The following is a 17,102-nucleotide window of genomic DNA, read 5'->3' as shown; positions in this document are numbered from 1 at the left end:
GGGATGTTTTCTCAGTATTTTATTCGTAGGCCGATATTTGCATCGGTCCTGTCGATACTCATTTTTATCGCAGGCGCACTGTCAGTGTGGCAGCTGCCTATCACTGAGTATCCAGAAGTTGTGCCTCCTACGGTCGTTGTTACGGCAACCTACCCAGGCGCAAACCCTAAAGTCATAGCCGATACAGTTGCATCTCCTCTCGAAGAGGAAATTAATGGTGTCGAAGATATGTTGTACATGTCTTCGCAAGCTACCTCAGATGGGATGATGACCTTAACGGTAACCTTTGAAATTGGGACTGACGCTGACAAAGCACAAACCTTAGTGCAAAGTCGCGTTGACCGCGCATTACCAAGGTTGCCAGAAGAGGTTCAGCGTTTAGGTGTGGTTACCGAGAAGTCTTCACCTGACTTGACCATGGTGGTTCACCTTTACTCTCCAGATGAACGCTACGATTTGCTCTACTTGGCAAACTATGCGGCGCTTAACGTGCGTGATGAAATAACCCGTATTGAAGGTGTTGGCGCGGTGCGTGTATTTGGTGGCGGCGAGTACAGCATGCGTATCTGGCTTGACCCTAATAAGGTCGCTGCACTGGGCTTAAACCCTACCGAAATCATTGCAGCAGTACGCGAGCAAAACCAACAAGCAGCGGCTGGTAGCCTAGGCGCGCAGCCAAGCGGAAATTCTGACTTCCAATTGCTCATCAATGTGAAAGGTCGTCTCACTGATGTTGAAGAGTTTGAAAACATCATCATCAAAGTTGGTGAAAACGGTCAGGTTAACCGCTTGAAAGATGTTGCTCGAATTGAGCTTGGTGCCGAAACCTACTCGCTACGTTCACTATTGGATAACCAAGATGCGGTAGCGATCGGTGTTTTCCAAGCTTCTGGTTCGAACGCGATTCAGATTTCTGAAGATGTTCGTAGCAAGATGGCTGAGCTTGAGCAGAGCTTCCCACAAGGTGTAGCATACGACATCGTTTATGACCCGACAGTCTTTGTTCGCGGCTCAATTGAAGCGGTTGTTCAAACGTTACTAGAGGCGGTATTGCTGGTCGTTTTGGTTGTAGTGTTATTCCTACAAACGTGGCGTGCTTCAATCATCCCGCTGGTGGCCGTTCCGGTTTCTTTGGTCGGTACCTTTGCTTTCATGCACTTGATGGGCTTTTCACTCAATGCGCTATCGCTGTTTGGTTTGGTACTGGCGATAGGTATCGTGGTCGATGATGCCATAGTGGTGGTGGAGAATGTTGAGCGAAACATAGCTGAAGGCTTGGCACCGATTCCCGCAACGGAAAAAGCGATGCGTGAAGTGACAGGGCCTATCGTCGCGACGACCTTAGTTCTTGCTGCAGTATTCATCCCAACCGCCTTTATGTCTGGTTTAACCGGGCAGTTTTATAAGCAGTTTGCGCTGACGATTACCATCTCGACCTTTATATCTGCGATTAACTCATTGACCTTGAGTCCGGCTTTATCGGCACTGTTATTAAAAGGTCATAATCAGCCTAAAGACTGGCTAACTCGAGTGATGGATTCACTGTTTGGACGCCTGATTTTTGCGCCGTTTAATAAGTTGTTTAACAAAGGTGCTAGTGCCTACGGTTACGTGGTGAAGAAAACCATCCGTCTCGGAGCCTTGATTGGTGTTATCTATGTTGGATTACTTGGCTTAACGGCTTATCAGTTTGATCAAACGCCAACAGGTTATGTACCAGGGCAAGATAAGCAGTATTTAGTCGCTTTTGCTCAGTTACCTGATGCGGCTTCCCTTGAGCGTACCGATGCGGTGATTCGTGAAATGTCTGAGATTGCACTTGCTCAACCGGGCGTTGAGCACTCGGTGGCTTTCCCGGGATTAAGCATCAATGGATTTACCAACAGCCCTAACAGCGGCATTGTTTTCACGCCATTGTCTGATTTTGAAGACCGACAAGATCCTAGCTTGAGTGCTGGTGCAATCGCGATGCAACTTAACCAGAAGTTTGCTGCGATTCCCGATGCTTTTATTGCCATCTTCCCACCGCCACCGGTTCAAGGTCTGGGTACGATTGGTGGCTTTAGGCTACAAATCCAAGATAGGGGTAATCACGGCTATGAGGCTTTGTATCAGGTCACTCAACAAGTGATCATGAAGGCTTGGGCTGATCCTGCTTTGACAGGCGTATTCTCAAGCTATCAGGTTAATGTGCCACAACTAGAGCTAGACGTAGATCGTACTAAAGCGTTGAAACAGAATGTCTCTTTAGACGATGTCTTTGCAACGCTGCAATCTTACATGGGCTCAACTTACGTCAACGACATCAACCGATTTGGTCGCACTTATCAGGTGAATGTTCAGGCTGATGAAGCGTTTCGTCAGAACCCAGAGCAGATCCGCCAACTTAAGGTAAGGAATGCCGATGGCGAAATGATCCCACTTGGCTCATTTGTGAATGTTGATAACGTCGCAGGTCCTGACCGCGTCATGCACTACAACGCCTATAAGACCGCAGAAATTAACGGTAGCCCAATGCCGGGCGTAAGCTCTGGTGAAGCGCAGGCAGCGATTGAAAAGATTCTCGCTGAGACTTTGCCAATCGGCATGACTTACGAATGGACGGAGCTTACTTATCAGCAAAAACTTGCAGGTAATACAGCCACCTTAATCTATCCATTGGTGATTCTATTGGTGTTCTTAGTACTGGCTGCACAGTACGAGAGTGTGCGTTTACCTATGGCGATTATCTTGATTATTCCAATGACGCTGTTGTCAGCGATCAGTGGTGTGATCTTATGGGGAAGTGACAACAACATCTTCACCCAAATAGGTTTGATTGTATTGGTTGGTTTGGCGACTAAGAACGCAATTTTAATTGTTGAGTTTGCCAAGGAATTACAAGATAGAGGTCGTACAGTTATGGAGGCAATCTTAGAGGCATCTCGCCTACGTTTGCGCCCGATTCTGATGACATCTATCGCCTTTATTATGGGCGTGGTTCCTATGGTGTTCTCAACTGGCGCAGGTGCCGAAATGAGACAAGCGATGGGCATTGCCGTCTTTTCCGGCATGATTGGTGTCACTGTGTTTGGGCTACTGCTAACACCGCTGTTCTACTACGTACTGGCAAAACGTGGCCAACAGAAGAAACAAGCAGCTGAGCACAATATTGCACTTGAACCTGCAAATGAATCCACTGTCTGATCCCGCTAATTAGGATTCGTAGGGCAACTCTGGTTATTGGAGTTGCCCTTTTTTTAATCCCATTGATGGCAATATTCGATAAAGGATTTGAGCAATGGACTCTGATACTTTTCTTTATGCACCAGCAACCAGTAGCGCCTTTTCATATCCAAAGAGAGTTTAAGCTCTACCACTCTACCATCGGTTAACGCCGGCTGAGCCGCGAGTCTTGATAAGCAACCCAATCCGAGCCCAGCAGAGACACTGTTAATTAAAGCTTCTGTGGTGTTGAGCTGAAATGATTCATGCCACTGTTCAATACGAGGAGCAATTGCGCGAAGGAAAAACTCTCTCGAGCCTGAACCCGGCTCGCGCAATATCCACTCACTCTCTTCTAAATCACCAACACTAAACCTTTGTTTATTTGCCAGTGGTGAATCAGGGGAGCAGATCACGCACATCTCGTCTTGGCTGAATTGTGTGGAAATAAGTTCAGGGTGCAGTGTTTTTCCTTCAATAAGTGCAAGATCGAGCTCATAGTCGACCAACTTCTGACAGATCAATGCAGAGTTGGAGATAAACAAGCTTTGAGAGTGGTGATTGGTATGGCGGCGAAAATCACTAATTAGATAAGGTGCAACTTGATTACCTATGGTGTCACTAGCCCCAATTCTTAGTTCACCCGTTAATGTCTGGTCATTATCAAATAACTGTTCAATATCTTGCGCCCGCTCAATGAGTTCGTCCGCTAAAGGCAGTAGTTTCTGCCCTTCTTGATTGAGGATAAGTCGGTTATTGACTCTGTCGAACAATGAATGGCCGATTTGTTTTTCTAGCTCTGACAACGCCATGCTGACTGCCGCCTTGGACAAAAACAAGGCTTCTGACGCTGCTGTTAACGTGTCATGTTGCGTGATTGAGATAAACACTCTGAGCTGTTTTAGAGAAATATTCGTGGCCATAGCTTCGTTAAGATTGTCTGAACATGTGTTCTAAATAATTAGATATTATCGAACGCTTGGCAAGCGTAAACTAGCTCCATGGTAAGCAAACTAGGTAAATAAAGATGATTAAAGCAGCAAAAGCAAAAGTGATGGGTGCGCCTACTCCTATGGCAGGCTTAGCGCTTGGTATTGCCAGTTTAGGATGGTGTTGGGAAAATGCAGCCCCATTTGATGGTTATGCTCAGTGGAGTGGTGCGGCAATCGCCAGTGTGTTGCTGGCTGTTCTAGCGATAAAATTTCTCTTTCATAATCATCTATTGCGTGAAGATCTTGCTCACCCTGTTGTGGGTAGTGTTGTACCAACGTTTGCGATGGGCACTATGGTCGTTTCGAATTCTTTAGGGCACTTTTCCCCTTTAGCTGGCGATTTACTTTGGCTTTTTGCGGTTGGTCTTCACATTGTGTTTCTAGTCAGCTTTATCTACCACAGAGCGCAAGAGTTTGAATTGCACCATATGGTACCGAGTTGGTTTGTACCACCAGTAGGCATCATAGTGGCTGATGTATCTTTCTCAGGTAACCCTGTCTTGAGCCATATTGCAGATGGCGCGCTTTTGTTCGGAATGGTTGCCTATGCCGTGATGCTGCCAATGATGATCTATCGTTTTATGTTTACTCATGAGATTCCTGACGCAGCCAAACCAACCATGGCGATCATGGCAGCACCTGCCAGCCTATCGTTAGCGGGGTATTTAACGGTCACTGCTGACCCTTCACCTGTGATCATTGGTCTGCTGTTTGGCATTGCGATCTTGATGACAGCTATTATCTATCTGGCTTTCTTTAAATTACTCAGACTGCCATTTAGCCCAGGTTACGCAGCATTTACCTTCCCGATGGTGATTGGTGCAACAGCACTATTTAAACTTGCCGCATGGATGGAAACCATCGGTGTCGCAAACAAGTATATTGTGCAAGTGCAATGGATAGCCGCTATTGAACTGGTTGTGGCGACCTTAGTCGTTAGCTACGTGGCCTTAAGATATCTCACCTTCTACAAGCCTGTGAGCAATGCATTGGGCTTAGCATCAAATTAACGCAGTCCTTGCTCTCTCAGCCGTTTATACAAGGTGTTGCGGCTGATATTCAAATCTTTCGCGGTCGCAGAAACATTGCGGCCGTTTTGCTCATAAACGCTCAGCCAGTCTCCTTGATCTAACTCGGCTTGATTGGGAGGAGTCAGCAGACTGATATTGGTTGTTGCCATCGCGATTGGCTCTGGTTGCTGTGCTTCAAGGTCGTGCAGTTCAAGATCATGCAGAAAGTCATCAGGAAGGTGTTCGACACAGATAGTCTCATCGCCAGCCATTGCAATCGCAATTTGAATCACACTAACCATCTGCCTGATATTACCCGGCCAAGGGTGTGACTTAAACATGGCTAGTACTTCTAAGCTGATGTTGGGCGTTTCCTCATCAAGCGCGTATTTGGCTAGTAAGAACTTCACTAATGCTTCTTTGTCTGTTCTCTCCCTCAGAGCAGGCAGAGATAGGTTGAGTCCAGTGACTCGGTAGTATAAATCTTGGCGAAATGTCCCTCGCTCTACATCCTGTTTTAAATTCCTGTTTGTCGCAGAAACTAATTTAAAGTCAACAGGATATGATGTGGTTGAACCGAGTGGCGTTACTTTACGTTCTTGCAAGACGCGCAGTAGTCTAGCCTGAACATTCATTGGCATATCGCCTAATTCATCTAAGAACAAGGTGCCTTTGTCTGCCTTGCGGATTAATCCGATATAGCCTTTGTTGTTCGCTCCGGTGAAAGCGCCTTTTTCGTATCCGAATAGCTCTGATTCTACTAACTCGGCCGGAATTGCTGCGCAGTTTACTGCAATCATAGGAGCGTGTTTTCGTTCACTAGATAGGTGTAGAGCGTTGACGAACACCTCTTTACCTACGCCTGTTTCGCCGTGAATCAAGATAGGAATGTCGGTATTTAGAATCCGACTTGCCTGAGTAATGGCCTTTGCCAATCTAGGATCGCCCATGTTCAAGCGCTCCAAATCCAGCGGTGCTTTTGCGTCTTTTAAGTTGGTCTTAGGAATCGATTTACGGTAGTCAATTTGCCTTCCTTGAGGCACCTTAGGTGGGGTAATAATGCCAAAAAAACTAAAGCGTGAATGGGTGCTAATTGCCGTCGGATTGAAAGGAGGATGAGACAACAGCTGTTCAAGCTTAATATCAAAAATCTGTTCCAGTCTTTGCAAAGCCAGATCTTGTCCGAGTACGACTTCTGCACGTCGATTAGCTGAAACGATCACACCTTGTTCATTGAACACCAGCAAAGATGACCATTGGCTATCAATGTTTTCAGGGGAAGTGTTAAACCACAGTAGATAGTGATCAGATTGAAATTTAGAGGCGATGAGTTGGTTCTCAATCGCTTGTGACATCAACTTCACCATACCCAAGGTATGAGCCGTCGGCATGTAGGCATCGCTAGAAATAGACAATACACCAGCCATCTTTCTATCGGCATCAAATAGTGGCGCAGCTGAACCCGTCATAAATCGATTGGATGTCAAAAAGTGTTCATCGTGAAACACCTGAACAATAGACCCCGTTTCAAGGGCGGTACCTATCGCGTTAGTACCGATAAGTCCTTCTTGCCAATGCACACCGTTTTGGAAAACCTGTGGTTGCCTTTGCGAGAAAAAGCGTTGTTCACCCCAGCTGTTCAGCACCTGACCATTCGTATTTGCTAGCGTGATCAAGCAATTGCTATTTGAAAGTAAGCTGTCATAGAAAGGCAAGACCTTTTGCTGAGTTGTCGTCAGCAACCCTGAGTGTTCTTCGAGAGTGTGAGAAAAGGCTTGTCCTGTTTCCATCTCTATTATCGGGTTGCTGTTGTGAACTAGCCCAGCGTCCCGACAGCGTTGCCAAGAGCTCTCGATCATTGATTGATGTTTTTTGTCCATAGTGTTGGCCAATAGCAGCGATACAAAGTCATTTTTAAGTAATTATTCTAATTGTTCGTATGTGAACGTTAATGATCACAAACGCTCACTTAACATATCACTCATCTGAACACCTTGAACATGTTTTGAACACATTTTATTAACAAATGTTACGGTGGTCTCATATGTGGAATGAGTATGAAATCTAGGTCCTTACTGAGTTTTTAGTCACAATATCCTTATGTTTAAAGGGCTGGAAAACTGTATTGTAAAATAATTGTTTCAAATTTTGTAAGTTGGCATGACTCTCGCTCTACCGAACAATATCGAAAAAGATTATTGTTCGAATGGTAAGGAGTTTTTAGTGTCACTAACACTTGAGCAGGTAAGCAAATACGTTGACGGTGAGATGCATATCTCAGACGTTAACCTCACCTTTGAGCCTGGTTCGTTCAATGTGTTGCTAGGACGCACATTGGCAGGAAAGACCTCATTGATGCGACTTATCGCAGGTCTAGACAAACCAACATCAGGGAAGATTCTGGTAAACGGCGTGGATGTCACGGGAGTCTCCGTAAGGGAGCGTAACATCTCGATGGTGTACCAGCAGTTCATTAACTATCCCAACCTAAGCGTGTTTGAAAACGTGGCTTCACCACTACGCTTGGCGGGCATGCCAGAGAAAGAAATTCAAGAGCGTGTTCACGCAACCGCAGAAATGTTGCGCATTACTGAACACTTGAAGAAACATCCATTAGAGCTTTCTGGCGGTCAGCAGCAGCGTACTGCGATGGCTCGCGCTTTAGTTAAAGATGCGGAAATCATTCTTTTTGATGAACCGCTCGTAAACCTCGACTACAAGCTACGTGAAGAGTTGCGTCAAGAAATGCGTGAGCTATTCCAAACCAGACACACCATTGCGATTTACGCGACAACGGAGCCGAATGAAGCGCTTGCGCTTGGCGGTACAACCACCATTCTGCATGAAGGTCAGGTGATTCAATCTGGCCCGACTGCCTCGGTTTATCACCAACCAGATAATGTTGATTCAGCAACCTTGTTTAGTGAACCACCTATTAACCTGATCTCAGGTGCAGTAACCAGCAATGAAGTGACGTTTGATAAGAGTGCGCATTTCCCACTTAATCAGTCACTGAGTAAGTTGGATATAGGGGAGTATCAATTTGGTATTCGCCCGAGCCATCTGAGCTTACTGCCAAAAAATGACGACGATGTAGAGCTAACCGTTCAGGTAGAAGTCGCAGAGATTAGTGGCTCTGAGACGTTTCTCCATGTACGTAATACGCACCTCGATATGGTGCTGCACTTACCAGGCGTGCATACCTACGATGTGGATGAGACGATCAAAATCTATATTCCAATCCACAAATTCTATGTCTTTGGTATGGATCAGAACCTTATCCATGCCCCGATTCGTGATGTTAGGGGGTAGTCGTCATGGTTCAAATTACACTCAATTCACTCGCCCATACTTATGACAAGAAACCAACGGCTTCATCGCCTTATGCGATTAAAGAGATGAATCACGTTTGGAAGCAGGGCGGTGCATACGCTCTATTGGGGCCTTCGGGCTGTGGTAAGTCGACACTGTTGAACATTATTTCTGGATTGATGAGCCCATCTCAAGGAGACGTGATGTTTGATGATATGCGAGTCAACGAGCTTCGCCCGCAAGACCGTAATATCGCTCAGGTTTTCCAGTTTCCAGTTATCTACGACACCATGTCTGTCTACGACAACTTGGCGTTTCCACTACGCAACATGAAGGTACACAAAGCAAAGGTTCACTCCAAAGTGACCGAAATTGCTGAAATCTTAGAGCTGACCAATGTGCTGTCGAAAAAAGCACAACACCTTACCGCAGATGAAAAGCAGAAAGTGTCGATGGGGCGCGGTCTGGTGCGAGATGATGTGTCGGCGATTTTGTTCGATGAACCGCTCACCGTTATCGATCCGCAGTTGAAGTGGAAACTGCGCCGCAAGCTAAAGCAAATCCATCAGCAGTTCAATATCACTATGGTGTACGTCACACACGATCAGCTTGAAGCGTCGACGTTCGCTGATGAAATTGCCGTGATGTACAACGGCCAGATTGTTCAATTTGGTACCCCAAGAGAGCTGTTTGAAAGACCGAATCACACCTTTGTTGGTTACTTCATTGGCAGTCCAGGCATGAACTTAATGGAGGTGACGCCAACGGATAATGGCGTGATGTTCGATGGTGTGGAAGTTCCGTTATCTGAGTCCTACCGTCATGCCGTTGCTCAAGCTGGTAGCAACAACATCAAGATCGGTATTCGACCTGAATTTGTCCATGTGTGGGAGAAGGGCAATGAGTCTGCGCTGCGTTGTGAAGTGTTGCACGTTGAAGACTTAGGTACCTACAAGATTGTCACACTGCAATTGGGTAACAAACAAATCAAAGCTCGTCTTCAAGAGGATCAACCTGTTCCAGAGAAAGAGGCTTACATCAGCTTCCCTGAACAATGGACCATGCTGTATGTCGATGAATTCTTAGTCAATGTAGGGGAAGAGTAATGGATAAGGTAGCAAACAATAAAGCGTGGTTCCTCGTTCTACCCGTCTTCATGTTGGTCGCCTTCAGTGCGATTGTGCCCTTAATGACCGTAGTGAACTATTCGCTACAGGATATCTTTGATGCTAATACCGCATACTTTGTTGGCACCGAGTGGTATCGAGAAATCCTCAATGATGATCGATTACATGGCGCGCTGCTTCGTCAGTTTGGTTTTACTTTCACTATTTTGCTTATCGAAGTTCCGCTGGGGATCATTGTCGCCCTGACAATGCCAACCAAAGGTAAGTGGTCTGCATTTTGTCTGATTGTGTTAGCGATTCCATTGCTAATTCCACTTAACGTAGTCGGCACGATTTGGCAGATCTTTGGTCGAGCAGATATCGGTTTGTTTGGTTGGGCACTCAATGGCATGGGGATTGACTACAACTACGCGGGCAACCCAATTGATGCATGGCTAACGGTTATTCTGATGGATGTCTGGCACTGGACATCGTTAATCGCGTTGCTGTGTTATTCAGGCTTACGCGCTATTCCTGACGCTTACTATCAGGCGGCGAACATCGACCGCGCTTCTACTTGGTCAATCATTCGTTACATTCAGCTGCCGAAGCTAAAGAGTGTGTTGTTAATCGGCATTCTTATCCGTTTTATGGACAGCTTCATGATTTACACCGAACCGTTTGTTTTGACGGGTGGTGGTCCGGGTAACTCAACGACCTTCCTCAGCCAAACGCTGACCAAAATGGCTATCGGCCAGTTCGATATTGGTCCTGCAGCCGCTTTCTCAATTATCTATTTCCTAATCATCTTGTTGGTGAGTTGGGTGTTCTATACCGCAATGACGCATGGTGAAAACAAGTAAGGAAACTACAATGGCGATGACAAAATCAAAATACACCCGCTATACACAAATTGTCGGGTTAGCGTTCTACATCATCTGTTTGATGCTGCCGATTTACTGGTTACTCAACATGTCTTTTAAGGAGAACCAAGAAATCTTAGGTGGGCTGAGCTTCCTGCCAGAGACTTGGACGCTGAAAAACTATGCGACCATCTTCTCTGATTCAAGCTGGTACATGGGGTACGTGAATTCCATCATTTACGTAGTCATGAACATGGTTATTACCCTAACAGTGGCACTGCCAGCCGCATACGCTTTCTCGCGTTTTAAGTTTATTGGCGACAACCACCTGTTCTTTTGGCTGTTGACCAACAAAATGGCGCCGCCAGCGGTATTCCTGCTGCCATTCTTCCAGCTTTACTCGTCGGTTGGTCTTTTCGATACCCATATTGCGGTCGCGCTTGCGCACTGTTTGTTCAATGTCCCTTTAGCGGTATGGATTCTTGAAGGCTTTATGTCGAGTGTGCCACGTGAAATCGATGAGACCGCTTACATTGACGGTTACAGCTTTCCGAAGTTTTTCGTGAAAATCTTTTTGCCGATGATCCGTTCGGGGATTGGGGTCTCGGCTTTTTTCTGCTTCATGTTCAGCTGGGTAGAGTTACTACTCGCACGTACGCTGACCTCTATTGATGCCAAGCCTATATCAGCGGTTATGACCCGTACTGTCAGTGCGTCTGGTATTGACTGGGGCGTATTGGCGGCTGCCGGTGTGCTGACCATTTTGCCAGGTATTTTGGTTATCTGGTTCGTGAGAAACCATGTTGCGAAAGGCTTCGCACTGGGTCGAGTTTAAGGAGATAAATCATGGCTTGGATGGCATGGACAACACCTTCAGCACTGTTCTTTCTGGGGATTGCGCTGATCTTACTCACAATGACGATTCGAGAAATTCGTACGCCATGTATTGAGCGTAAAGGGTTTCTTCCTATCACGACCACACGTGGCGATCGTCTGTTTATCGGCTTATTAAGCTCCGCATTTATCCATCTTGGATTTGTAGGGCTGACTGAATTATCGATTTGGGTGCCATTTACGCTTTGCGTGATCTGGCTGGGTACAGTTTTGAAATGGGGATAAATACAACTGACTGACATGTGCTCATTACCAGTCTGACAGGATGCCATAGTCGCTAGGTAATGAGTGTAATCAATAACGTAAGAGACAGAATACTCATAACTGGAGTTACACAATAATGAAAAAGGATATCAAAAAGTCTTACCTTGCACGTAGCTTAGCACTGACCTTTGCGCTTGCTGCAATCTCTCCTGCTGCGCTAGCTGACATGGCGGCGGCAAAAAAATGGATGAGTGAAGAGTTTACTCCGACGACCTTGTCACAGGATGAACAAACGCAAGAGATGCAGTGGTTTATCGATGCTGCTAAGCCTTACCAAGGTATGGAAATCAATGTTGCTTCTGAAACCATTACTACGCACGAGTACGAAGCGAAAGTATTGGCAAAGGCATTCTATGAAATCACAGGGATCAAGGTAAATCATGACCTGATTCAAGAAGGTGATGTAGTAGAAAAGCTACAAACTCAGATGCAAACAGGGCGTAACATCTACGACGCCTACATTAACGATTCCGACTTGATTGGTACTCACGTTCGTTACGGTAAAGTTGTACCTATTTCAGACTTCATGGAAGGTGAAGGGAAAAGCGTAACTAACCCATACTTAGACCTGCAAGACTTTATTGGCTTGGACTTCACGACAGGCCCTGACGGTAAGCTCTATCAACTTCCTGACCAACAGTTCGCGAACCTGTACTGGTTCCGCGCAGACTGGTTTGAACGCGAAGATTTGAAAGCTAAGTTCAAGAAAGAGTATGGCTATGAGCTTGGTGTACCTTTGAACTGGTCAGCGTATGAAGATATCGCCGAGTTCTTTACCGATAAAGTTAAGACCATTGATGGCGAGCCTGTATACGGTCACATGGATTACGGTAAGAAAGATCCTTCGCTAGGTTGGCGTTTCACGGACTCGTGGTTCTCAATGGCGGGTGCGGGTGACAAAGGTATTCCAAACGGCCTACCTGTTGATGAATGGGGTATTCGTATCGAAGGTTGTAAGCCAGTTGGCTCAGATGTCGCTCGTGGCGGTGCAACCAACGGCCCAGCAGCGGTTTATGCAACGACCAAATATGTGGATTGGCTTAAGCAATATGCGCCACCAGAAGCTCAGGGTATGACATTTGGTGAAGCAGGCCCAGTTCCAGCTCAAGGTTCTATCGCGCAGCAAATCTTCTGGTATACCGCCTTTACTGCTGATATGACCAAGCCAGGTCTTCCTGTTGTTAATGAAGACGGCACACCTAAATGGCGTATGGCTCCGTCACCACGTGGTCCATACTGGGAAGACGGTATGAAGCTAGGTTACCAAGATGCGGGCTCGTGGACATTCCTCAACAGTACACCTGTTGAACGTCGTCAGGCTGCATGGTTATACGCTCAGTTTGTGGTTTCTAAATCAGTCAGCTTGAAGAAAACTCTGGTTGGCCTAACGCCAATTCGTGAGTCGGATATCAACTCAGACGCGATGACGGAAGCGGCGCCAAAACTAGGTGGCTTGGTTGAGTTCTACCGCAGTGATGCTCGTAAACAATGGACACCAACAGGAACCAACGTGCCAGATTATCCAAAACTGGCTCAGCTTTGGTGGCAATACGTTTCTGAAGCAGCAAGCGGTGAGAAAACACCTCAAGAAGCACTGGATGGTTTAGCAAAAGCCCAAGACCGAGTATTGCAACGTCTAGAGCGTAGTGGCGCACAAGGTGAGTGTGGTCCTCAGCTGAATCCGAAGAAAGACCCTGAACACTGGTTATCTCAGCTAGGTGCTCCAAAAGCGAAACTGGCTAACGAGAAGCCACAAGGTAAGACTATCGCTTACAAAGATCTCATCGCTCAATAAGGTTTTATCGCCTTAATTGATGATTTCTCCCTCCTACCCGCTCTTGTCTGTTTAAGGCTTGAGCGGGTATTTTGATTCGAGCCAAATCATACGCTTATAACGCTCTCGAAATTGATCAGCTTGTGCTAGTCTCACCCTAGTTGCGGCAATATTAGTGTGAGTGCATTTTGTTTACTGTCTACCATTCCAACCAAGTCGATGTCTTAAAGTCACTGCTTGTTGAGCTCGTTCGTCTCAATCCATTAGAAAACCCTTTCGATAAAGAGCAGATCTTGGTGCAAAGCCCGGGTATGTCTCAGTGGTTGAAGATGGAACTGGCTAAAGAGTTTGGCGTAGCGGCGAACATTGATTTTCCTCTGCCAGCGACATTTATCTGGAATATGTTCACAGAGGTATTGCCAGATGTACCTAAGCGTAGCGCCTTTAACAAAGAGTCGATGACGTGGAAGCTGATGCACATCTTGCCTGGGCTTTTGGGTCAGCCAGAGTTCGAGCCGCTTAAACGCTATCTAGAGCAAGACGAAGATAGCTCCAAGCTTTATCAATTATCAGAGAAAATTGCCGATATCTTTGATGGTTATCTGGTTTATCGACCAGAGTGGATTGCCAGTTGGGAAGCGGGCCAAGCGGTACTGGAATTGGAAGATGAGCACCCTTGGCAGCCGATTTTATGGCAAGCGCTTTACGATCATACCGTTGCCTTAGGTCAATCACCTTATCATCGCGCCAACTTGTACGAACACTTTATCGATACCTTAGAAAACTTTCAGGGCAGTTTTGAACATTTGCCTCAGCGCTTGTTTGTGTTCGGAATTACTTCACTGCCGCCACGTTATATGGATGCGCTTAAAGCCATTGGTGAGCACATTGATGTCCACCTGATGTTTACCAACCCTTGTCGTTACTACTGGGGCGAGGTAAGAGACAGAAAGTTCTTAGCACGTTTAGCGGCAAAACACCGTAAACATGTAGTGTGGAATCAAGACCACTCAGAGCAACAGGGCGAGAGTGAGCAACTAAAAGGCTCGATTGAAGATAACGTACTTGATGAGCTACATACCGATGCGGTGGGTAATAGCTTACTCGCTTCAATGGGTAAGTTGGGACGCGACAACATGTATCTTCTTTCGCAGCTAGAGTCCCATGAGATTGAAGCCTTTGTTGATGTCGAGCGAGACTCATTGCTCCATCAACTTCAAGCAGACATTCTCAATCTTGAAGAGCATCAAGATGATCATCAGTTAGAAACCAGCTCGCATAAGCAAGTGGTGCAATTAGGCGATAAGTCCCTCACGCTACACGCTTGCCATAGCCCGATGCGTGAAGTGGAAGTCTTACATGATCAGCTTTTGGCGATGTTCGATGCCGATCCAAGTTTAAAGCCACGCGATATTATTGTCATGGTGGCGGACATCAATGCCTACAGCCCAGCCATTCAAGCCGTGTTTGGCAACGCTCCCGGTGAGCGATTTATCCCTTACTCTATTTCTGACCGTACCGCCGACCAAGAAAGCCCAATCCTTAATGCATTTATGCAGTTGGTTAACCTGCCAAATACCCGTTGTTTAGCGTCTGAGTTACTCGAACTGCTTGAAACTCCGGCGATCTTAGCTCGATTCGGGTTAACGGAAGATGAGTTTATTTTAGCTAAACAGTGGGTCGAAGAGTCGGGTATTCGCTGGGGATTGAATTCGACCACAGGACAAGAGTTTGATTTACCTGAAACCGCGCAAAATACTTGGCAGTTTGGTATTGAGCGCATGTTGCTTGGCTACGCCATGCCAGAATCAGCAGGGCTGTTTGAATCTAAGTCAGGGGCGCTGTCACCTTACAATGAAGTGCAAGGAATGGGTGCGGAGTTAGCGGGCAAGCTGGCGCACTTTATTGAAACGATCAGCGATTACCGACACAAACTGGTACAAACTCAATCAATCGATAGTTGGCGCGAAATACTTACCTTGCTGCTGGATGATTTCTTTAGTGTCGAACTGGAAGGTGAGGCGGCGCTGAAGTCGATTCGTGACACCTTAGCCAACTTAAAAGAGCAACTGACTGACGCTGCTTTCGAGCAGTCATTATCTCCGGCGATTATTATCACCTATTTGAACAACAAGCTGTCGGGGACGCGGATCAGCCAACGCTTCCTTGCTGGACAAGTGAACTTCTGTACCTTGATGCCGATGCGTTCTATTCCATTTAGAACGGTTTGCTTACTGGGTATGAATGATGGGGTCTATCCACGTTCTATGCCGCCAGAGGGCTTCGATCTGATGAATGGGCGAACCAAACCAGGGGATCGCTCTCGCCGAGATGATGACAGATACCTATTCTTAGAGGCTATGCTGTCTGCGCAGCAAACGCTATACATCAGCTATGTTGGCCGCTCAATCCAAGACAATACAGAGCGTGTGCCATCGGTGCTGGTTTCTGAGCTGATGGAGTATTGCCACCAAAACTACCGCCTAGATGGAGACGAGGTGTTGGCGAGTGATGAGTCTGGAGAAAAACTGCTATCAGAACTTATCTCTCATCACTCTATGGTGCCGTTTAGTACGACAGCGTTTGTTGGCGAGCATCCAAGTTATGCTAAAGAGTGGTTACCTGCAGTAAATAGATTAGGCCAGGTAAGCGGTGAATTTAATCGACAGCTGCAAGATTACTTACTCGATGCTACCTACCCATTAGAGCTGGATCTGGTTGAGTTGCAACGCTTCTGGCGTTTGCCGGTGCAATACTTTTTCAATCGCCGCTTAAAAGTGATGTTTGAGCCACCGCTACCGGTTATGGAAGATGACGAGCCTTTTGTACTTAATGGCTTAGAAAGCTATCAAATGCGCGACAGTTTATTGGATAGCTTACTCAAACAGCAGCTTTCTGGTGGTCAAGATAGCAAGGGTGTGATTGAAAGCTTTGTTAAGCAGCAACGGGCGCAAGGGAGATTACCGGTTGGCGCATTTGGGGATATTGAATTTGAAACTAACCGAGTTCAAGCTCAAGAGTTAGTGGAAAAACTAACCTTCTTATGTGGCAGCGAAGCTAATGACCTCGAAGTAAAACTGACATTTGATATCTTAGGCGAGGATAAAAAGGTCAACCTAACTGGCTGGCTGACACAGTATTATCAGTCAGGCTTAATTCGTTTTCGCAGCGGTAAGATTCGCTCACAAGACTATCTGTCCGCGTGGATAGACCACCTAGCGATGTCGGCGATGGGCATTAGTAAGCGCACCCATATGATTGGTTATGATCGCAAGGAAGGGGTTGTTCATCTTATCTACCCTGAAATTGCAGATGCTAGCTACGCTCATAGTTTGTTGGCTGAGCTGGTTCGTTTGTTCTACCAAGGTATGACCGAACCCTTGTGCTATTTCCCGAAAACCGCATTAGCGGGTGTTGAAGCGGGATTCAACCGCGGGAGCTGGGCAGATGATGAAGAGAAATCACTTAAGAAAATGGCCGATACATTTAACGATAGTTTTATGGCAGCAGGTGAAGGCAATAACCCTTACATCTCGCGTATCTGGCCAAGTTGGAACGACAACTTAGCAGCGCAGGCACGCACCATCACAGCATTGGTACTGCAAACCCCTCGACTAGAGGCAAAGAGCAGTGAAGACATGCAATAGATCAGCTTAGTGGAAAACGGGTTGAAGGAAAGTAGG

The 17,102-nt window shown here is 46.4% G+C and carries 11 protein-coding genes; 9 read left to right on the top strand and 2 right to left on the bottom strand.

What is annotated here, in order from left to right:
- Positions 1-3: 3 nt before the first annotated feature.
- A complete protein-coding gene (locus tag AC6R16_RS03955; protein ID WP_500673675.1) occupies positions 4-3,186 on the top strand; it encodes an efflux RND transporter permease subunit in 3,183 nt (1,060 codons plus the stop codon).
- A gap of 53 nt (positions 3,187-3,239) precedes the next feature.
- Here AC6R16_RS03955 and AC6R16_RS03950 read toward each other — a convergent pair whose 3' ends face one another.
- The gene (locus AC6R16_RS03950) at positions 3,240-4,127 is read right to left on the bottom strand and encodes a LysR substrate-binding domain-containing protein (RefSeq protein ID WP_500673674.1); all 888 of its coding nucleotides are present in this window, start codon (positions 4,125-4,127) and stop codon (positions 3,240-3,242) included.
- A gap of 104 nt (positions 4,128-4,231) precedes the next feature.
- Between AC6R16_RS03950 and AC6R16_RS03945 the strand changes: the two genes are divergently transcribed.
- Complete coding sequence (locus AC6R16_RS03945; protein ID WP_500673673.1) at positions 4,232-5,206, top strand: TDT family transporter; 975 nt, start codon at positions 4,232-4,234, stop codon at positions 5,204-5,206.
- Here AC6R16_RS03945 and AC6R16_RS03940 read toward each other — a convergent pair.
- Positions 5,203-7,086 (bottom strand): sigma-54-dependent Fis family transcriptional regulator, encoded by a 1,884-nt coding sequence (locus tag AC6R16_RS03940; RefSeq protein ID WP_500673672.1) that lies wholly within the window; start codon positions 7,084-7,086, stop codon positions 5,203-5,205. The genes AC6R16_RS03945 and AC6R16_RS03940 overlap by 4 nt on opposite strands.
- A 343-nt stretch (positions 7,087-7,429) precedes the next feature.
- Here AC6R16_RS03940 and AC6R16_RS03935 point away from each other — a divergent pair, with 343 nt between their 5' ends.
- The 7 genes from AC6R16_RS03935 (at position 7,430) to recC (ending at position 17,066) form a co-directional block, all read left to right on the top strand.
- The gene (locus AC6R16_RS03935) at positions 7,430-8,518 is read left to right on the top strand and encodes an ABC transporter ATP-binding protein (protein WP_500673671.1); all 1,089 of its coding nucleotides are present in this window, start codon (positions 7,430-7,432) and stop codon (positions 8,516-8,518) included.
- Between the two features lie 5 nt (positions 8,519-8,523).
- The gene (locus AC6R16_RS03930) at positions 8,524-9,624 is read left to right on the top strand and encodes an ABC transporter ATP-binding protein (protein ID WP_171322221.1); all 1,101 of its coding nucleotides are present in this window, start codon (positions 8,524-8,526) and stop codon (positions 9,622-9,624) included.
- A complete protein-coding gene (locus tag AC6R16_RS03925) occupies positions 9,624-10,487 on the top strand; it encodes a carbohydrate ABC transporter permease (RefSeq protein WP_500673670.1) in 864 nt (287 codons plus the stop codon). Before AC6R16_RS03930 ends, AC6R16_RS03925 begins: the two co-directional genes overlap by 1 nt.
- Positions 10,488-10,503: 16 nt before the next feature.
- Positions 10,504-11,322 (top strand): carbohydrate ABC transporter permease, encoded by an 819-nt coding sequence (locus AC6R16_RS03920; protein WP_004746260.1) that lies wholly within the window; start codon positions 10,504-10,506, stop codon positions 11,320-11,322.
- A gap of 11 nt (positions 11,323-11,333) precedes the next feature.
- A complete protein-coding gene (locus AC6R16_RS03915; RefSeq protein WP_004746261.1) occupies positions 11,334-11,606 on the top strand; it encodes a DUF2160 domain-containing protein in 273 nt (90 codons plus the stop codon).
- 115 nt (positions 11,607-11,721) lie between these two features.
- Positions 11,722-13,440: an ABC transporter substrate-binding protein gene (locus tag AC6R16_RS03910; protein ID WP_500673669.1), complete on the top strand. Its 1,719-nt coding sequence runs from the start codon at positions 11,722-11,724 to the stop codon at positions 13,438-13,440.
- 167 nt (positions 13,441-13,607) lie between these two features.
- Positions 13,608-17,066: an exodeoxyribonuclease V subunit gamma gene (gene recC, locus AC6R16_RS03905; protein ID WP_500673668.1), complete on the top strand. Its 3,459-nt coding sequence runs from the start codon at positions 13,608-13,610 to the stop codon at positions 17,064-17,066.
- Positions 17,067-17,102: the final 36 nt, after the last annotated feature.

The organism is Vibrio sp. R10-SG3-ISO10, from assembly GCF_059834185.1.
This window is presented reverse-complemented; position numbering and strand designations above follow the sequence as displayed.

What these genes read in the sequence shown, in the direction of transcription:
- AC6R16_RS03955 (WP_500673675.1), top strand. Translation starts at nt 4, where the DNA reads ATGTTTTCTCAGTATTTTATTCGTAGGCCGATATTTGCATCGGTCCTG.
- AC6R16_RS03950 (WP_500673674.1), bottom strand. Translation starts at nt 4,127, where the DNA reads ATGGCCACGAATATTTCTCTAAAACAGCTCAGAGTGTTTATCTCAATC.
- AC6R16_RS03945 (WP_500673673.1), top strand. Translation starts at nt 4,232, where the DNA reads ATGATTAAAGCAGCAAAAGCAAAAGTGATGGGTGCGCCTACTCCTATG.
- AC6R16_RS03940 (WP_500673672.1), bottom strand. Translation starts at nt 7,086, where the DNA reads ATGGACAAAAAACATCAATCAATGATCGAGAGCTCTTGGCAACGCTGT.
- AC6R16_RS03930 (WP_171322221.1), top strand. Translation starts at nt 8,524, where the DNA reads ATGGTTCAAATTACACTCAATTCACTCGCCCATACTTATGACAAGAAA.
- AC6R16_RS03925 (WP_500673670.1), top strand. Translation starts at nt 9,624, where the DNA reads ATGGATAAGGTAGCAAACAATAAAGCGTGGTTCCTCGTTCTACCCGTC.
- AC6R16_RS03920 (WP_004746260.1), top strand. Translation starts at nt 10,504, where the DNA reads ATGACAAAATCAAAATACACCCGCTATACACAAATTGTCGGGTTAGCG.
- AC6R16_RS03915 (WP_004746261.1), top strand. Translation starts at nt 11,334, where the DNA reads ATGGCTTGGATGGCATGGACAACACCTTCAGCACTGTTCTTTCTGGGG.
- AC6R16_RS03910 (WP_500673669.1), top strand. Translation starts at nt 11,722, where the DNA reads ATGAAAAAGGATATCAAAAAGTCTTACCTTGCACGTAGCTTAGCACTG.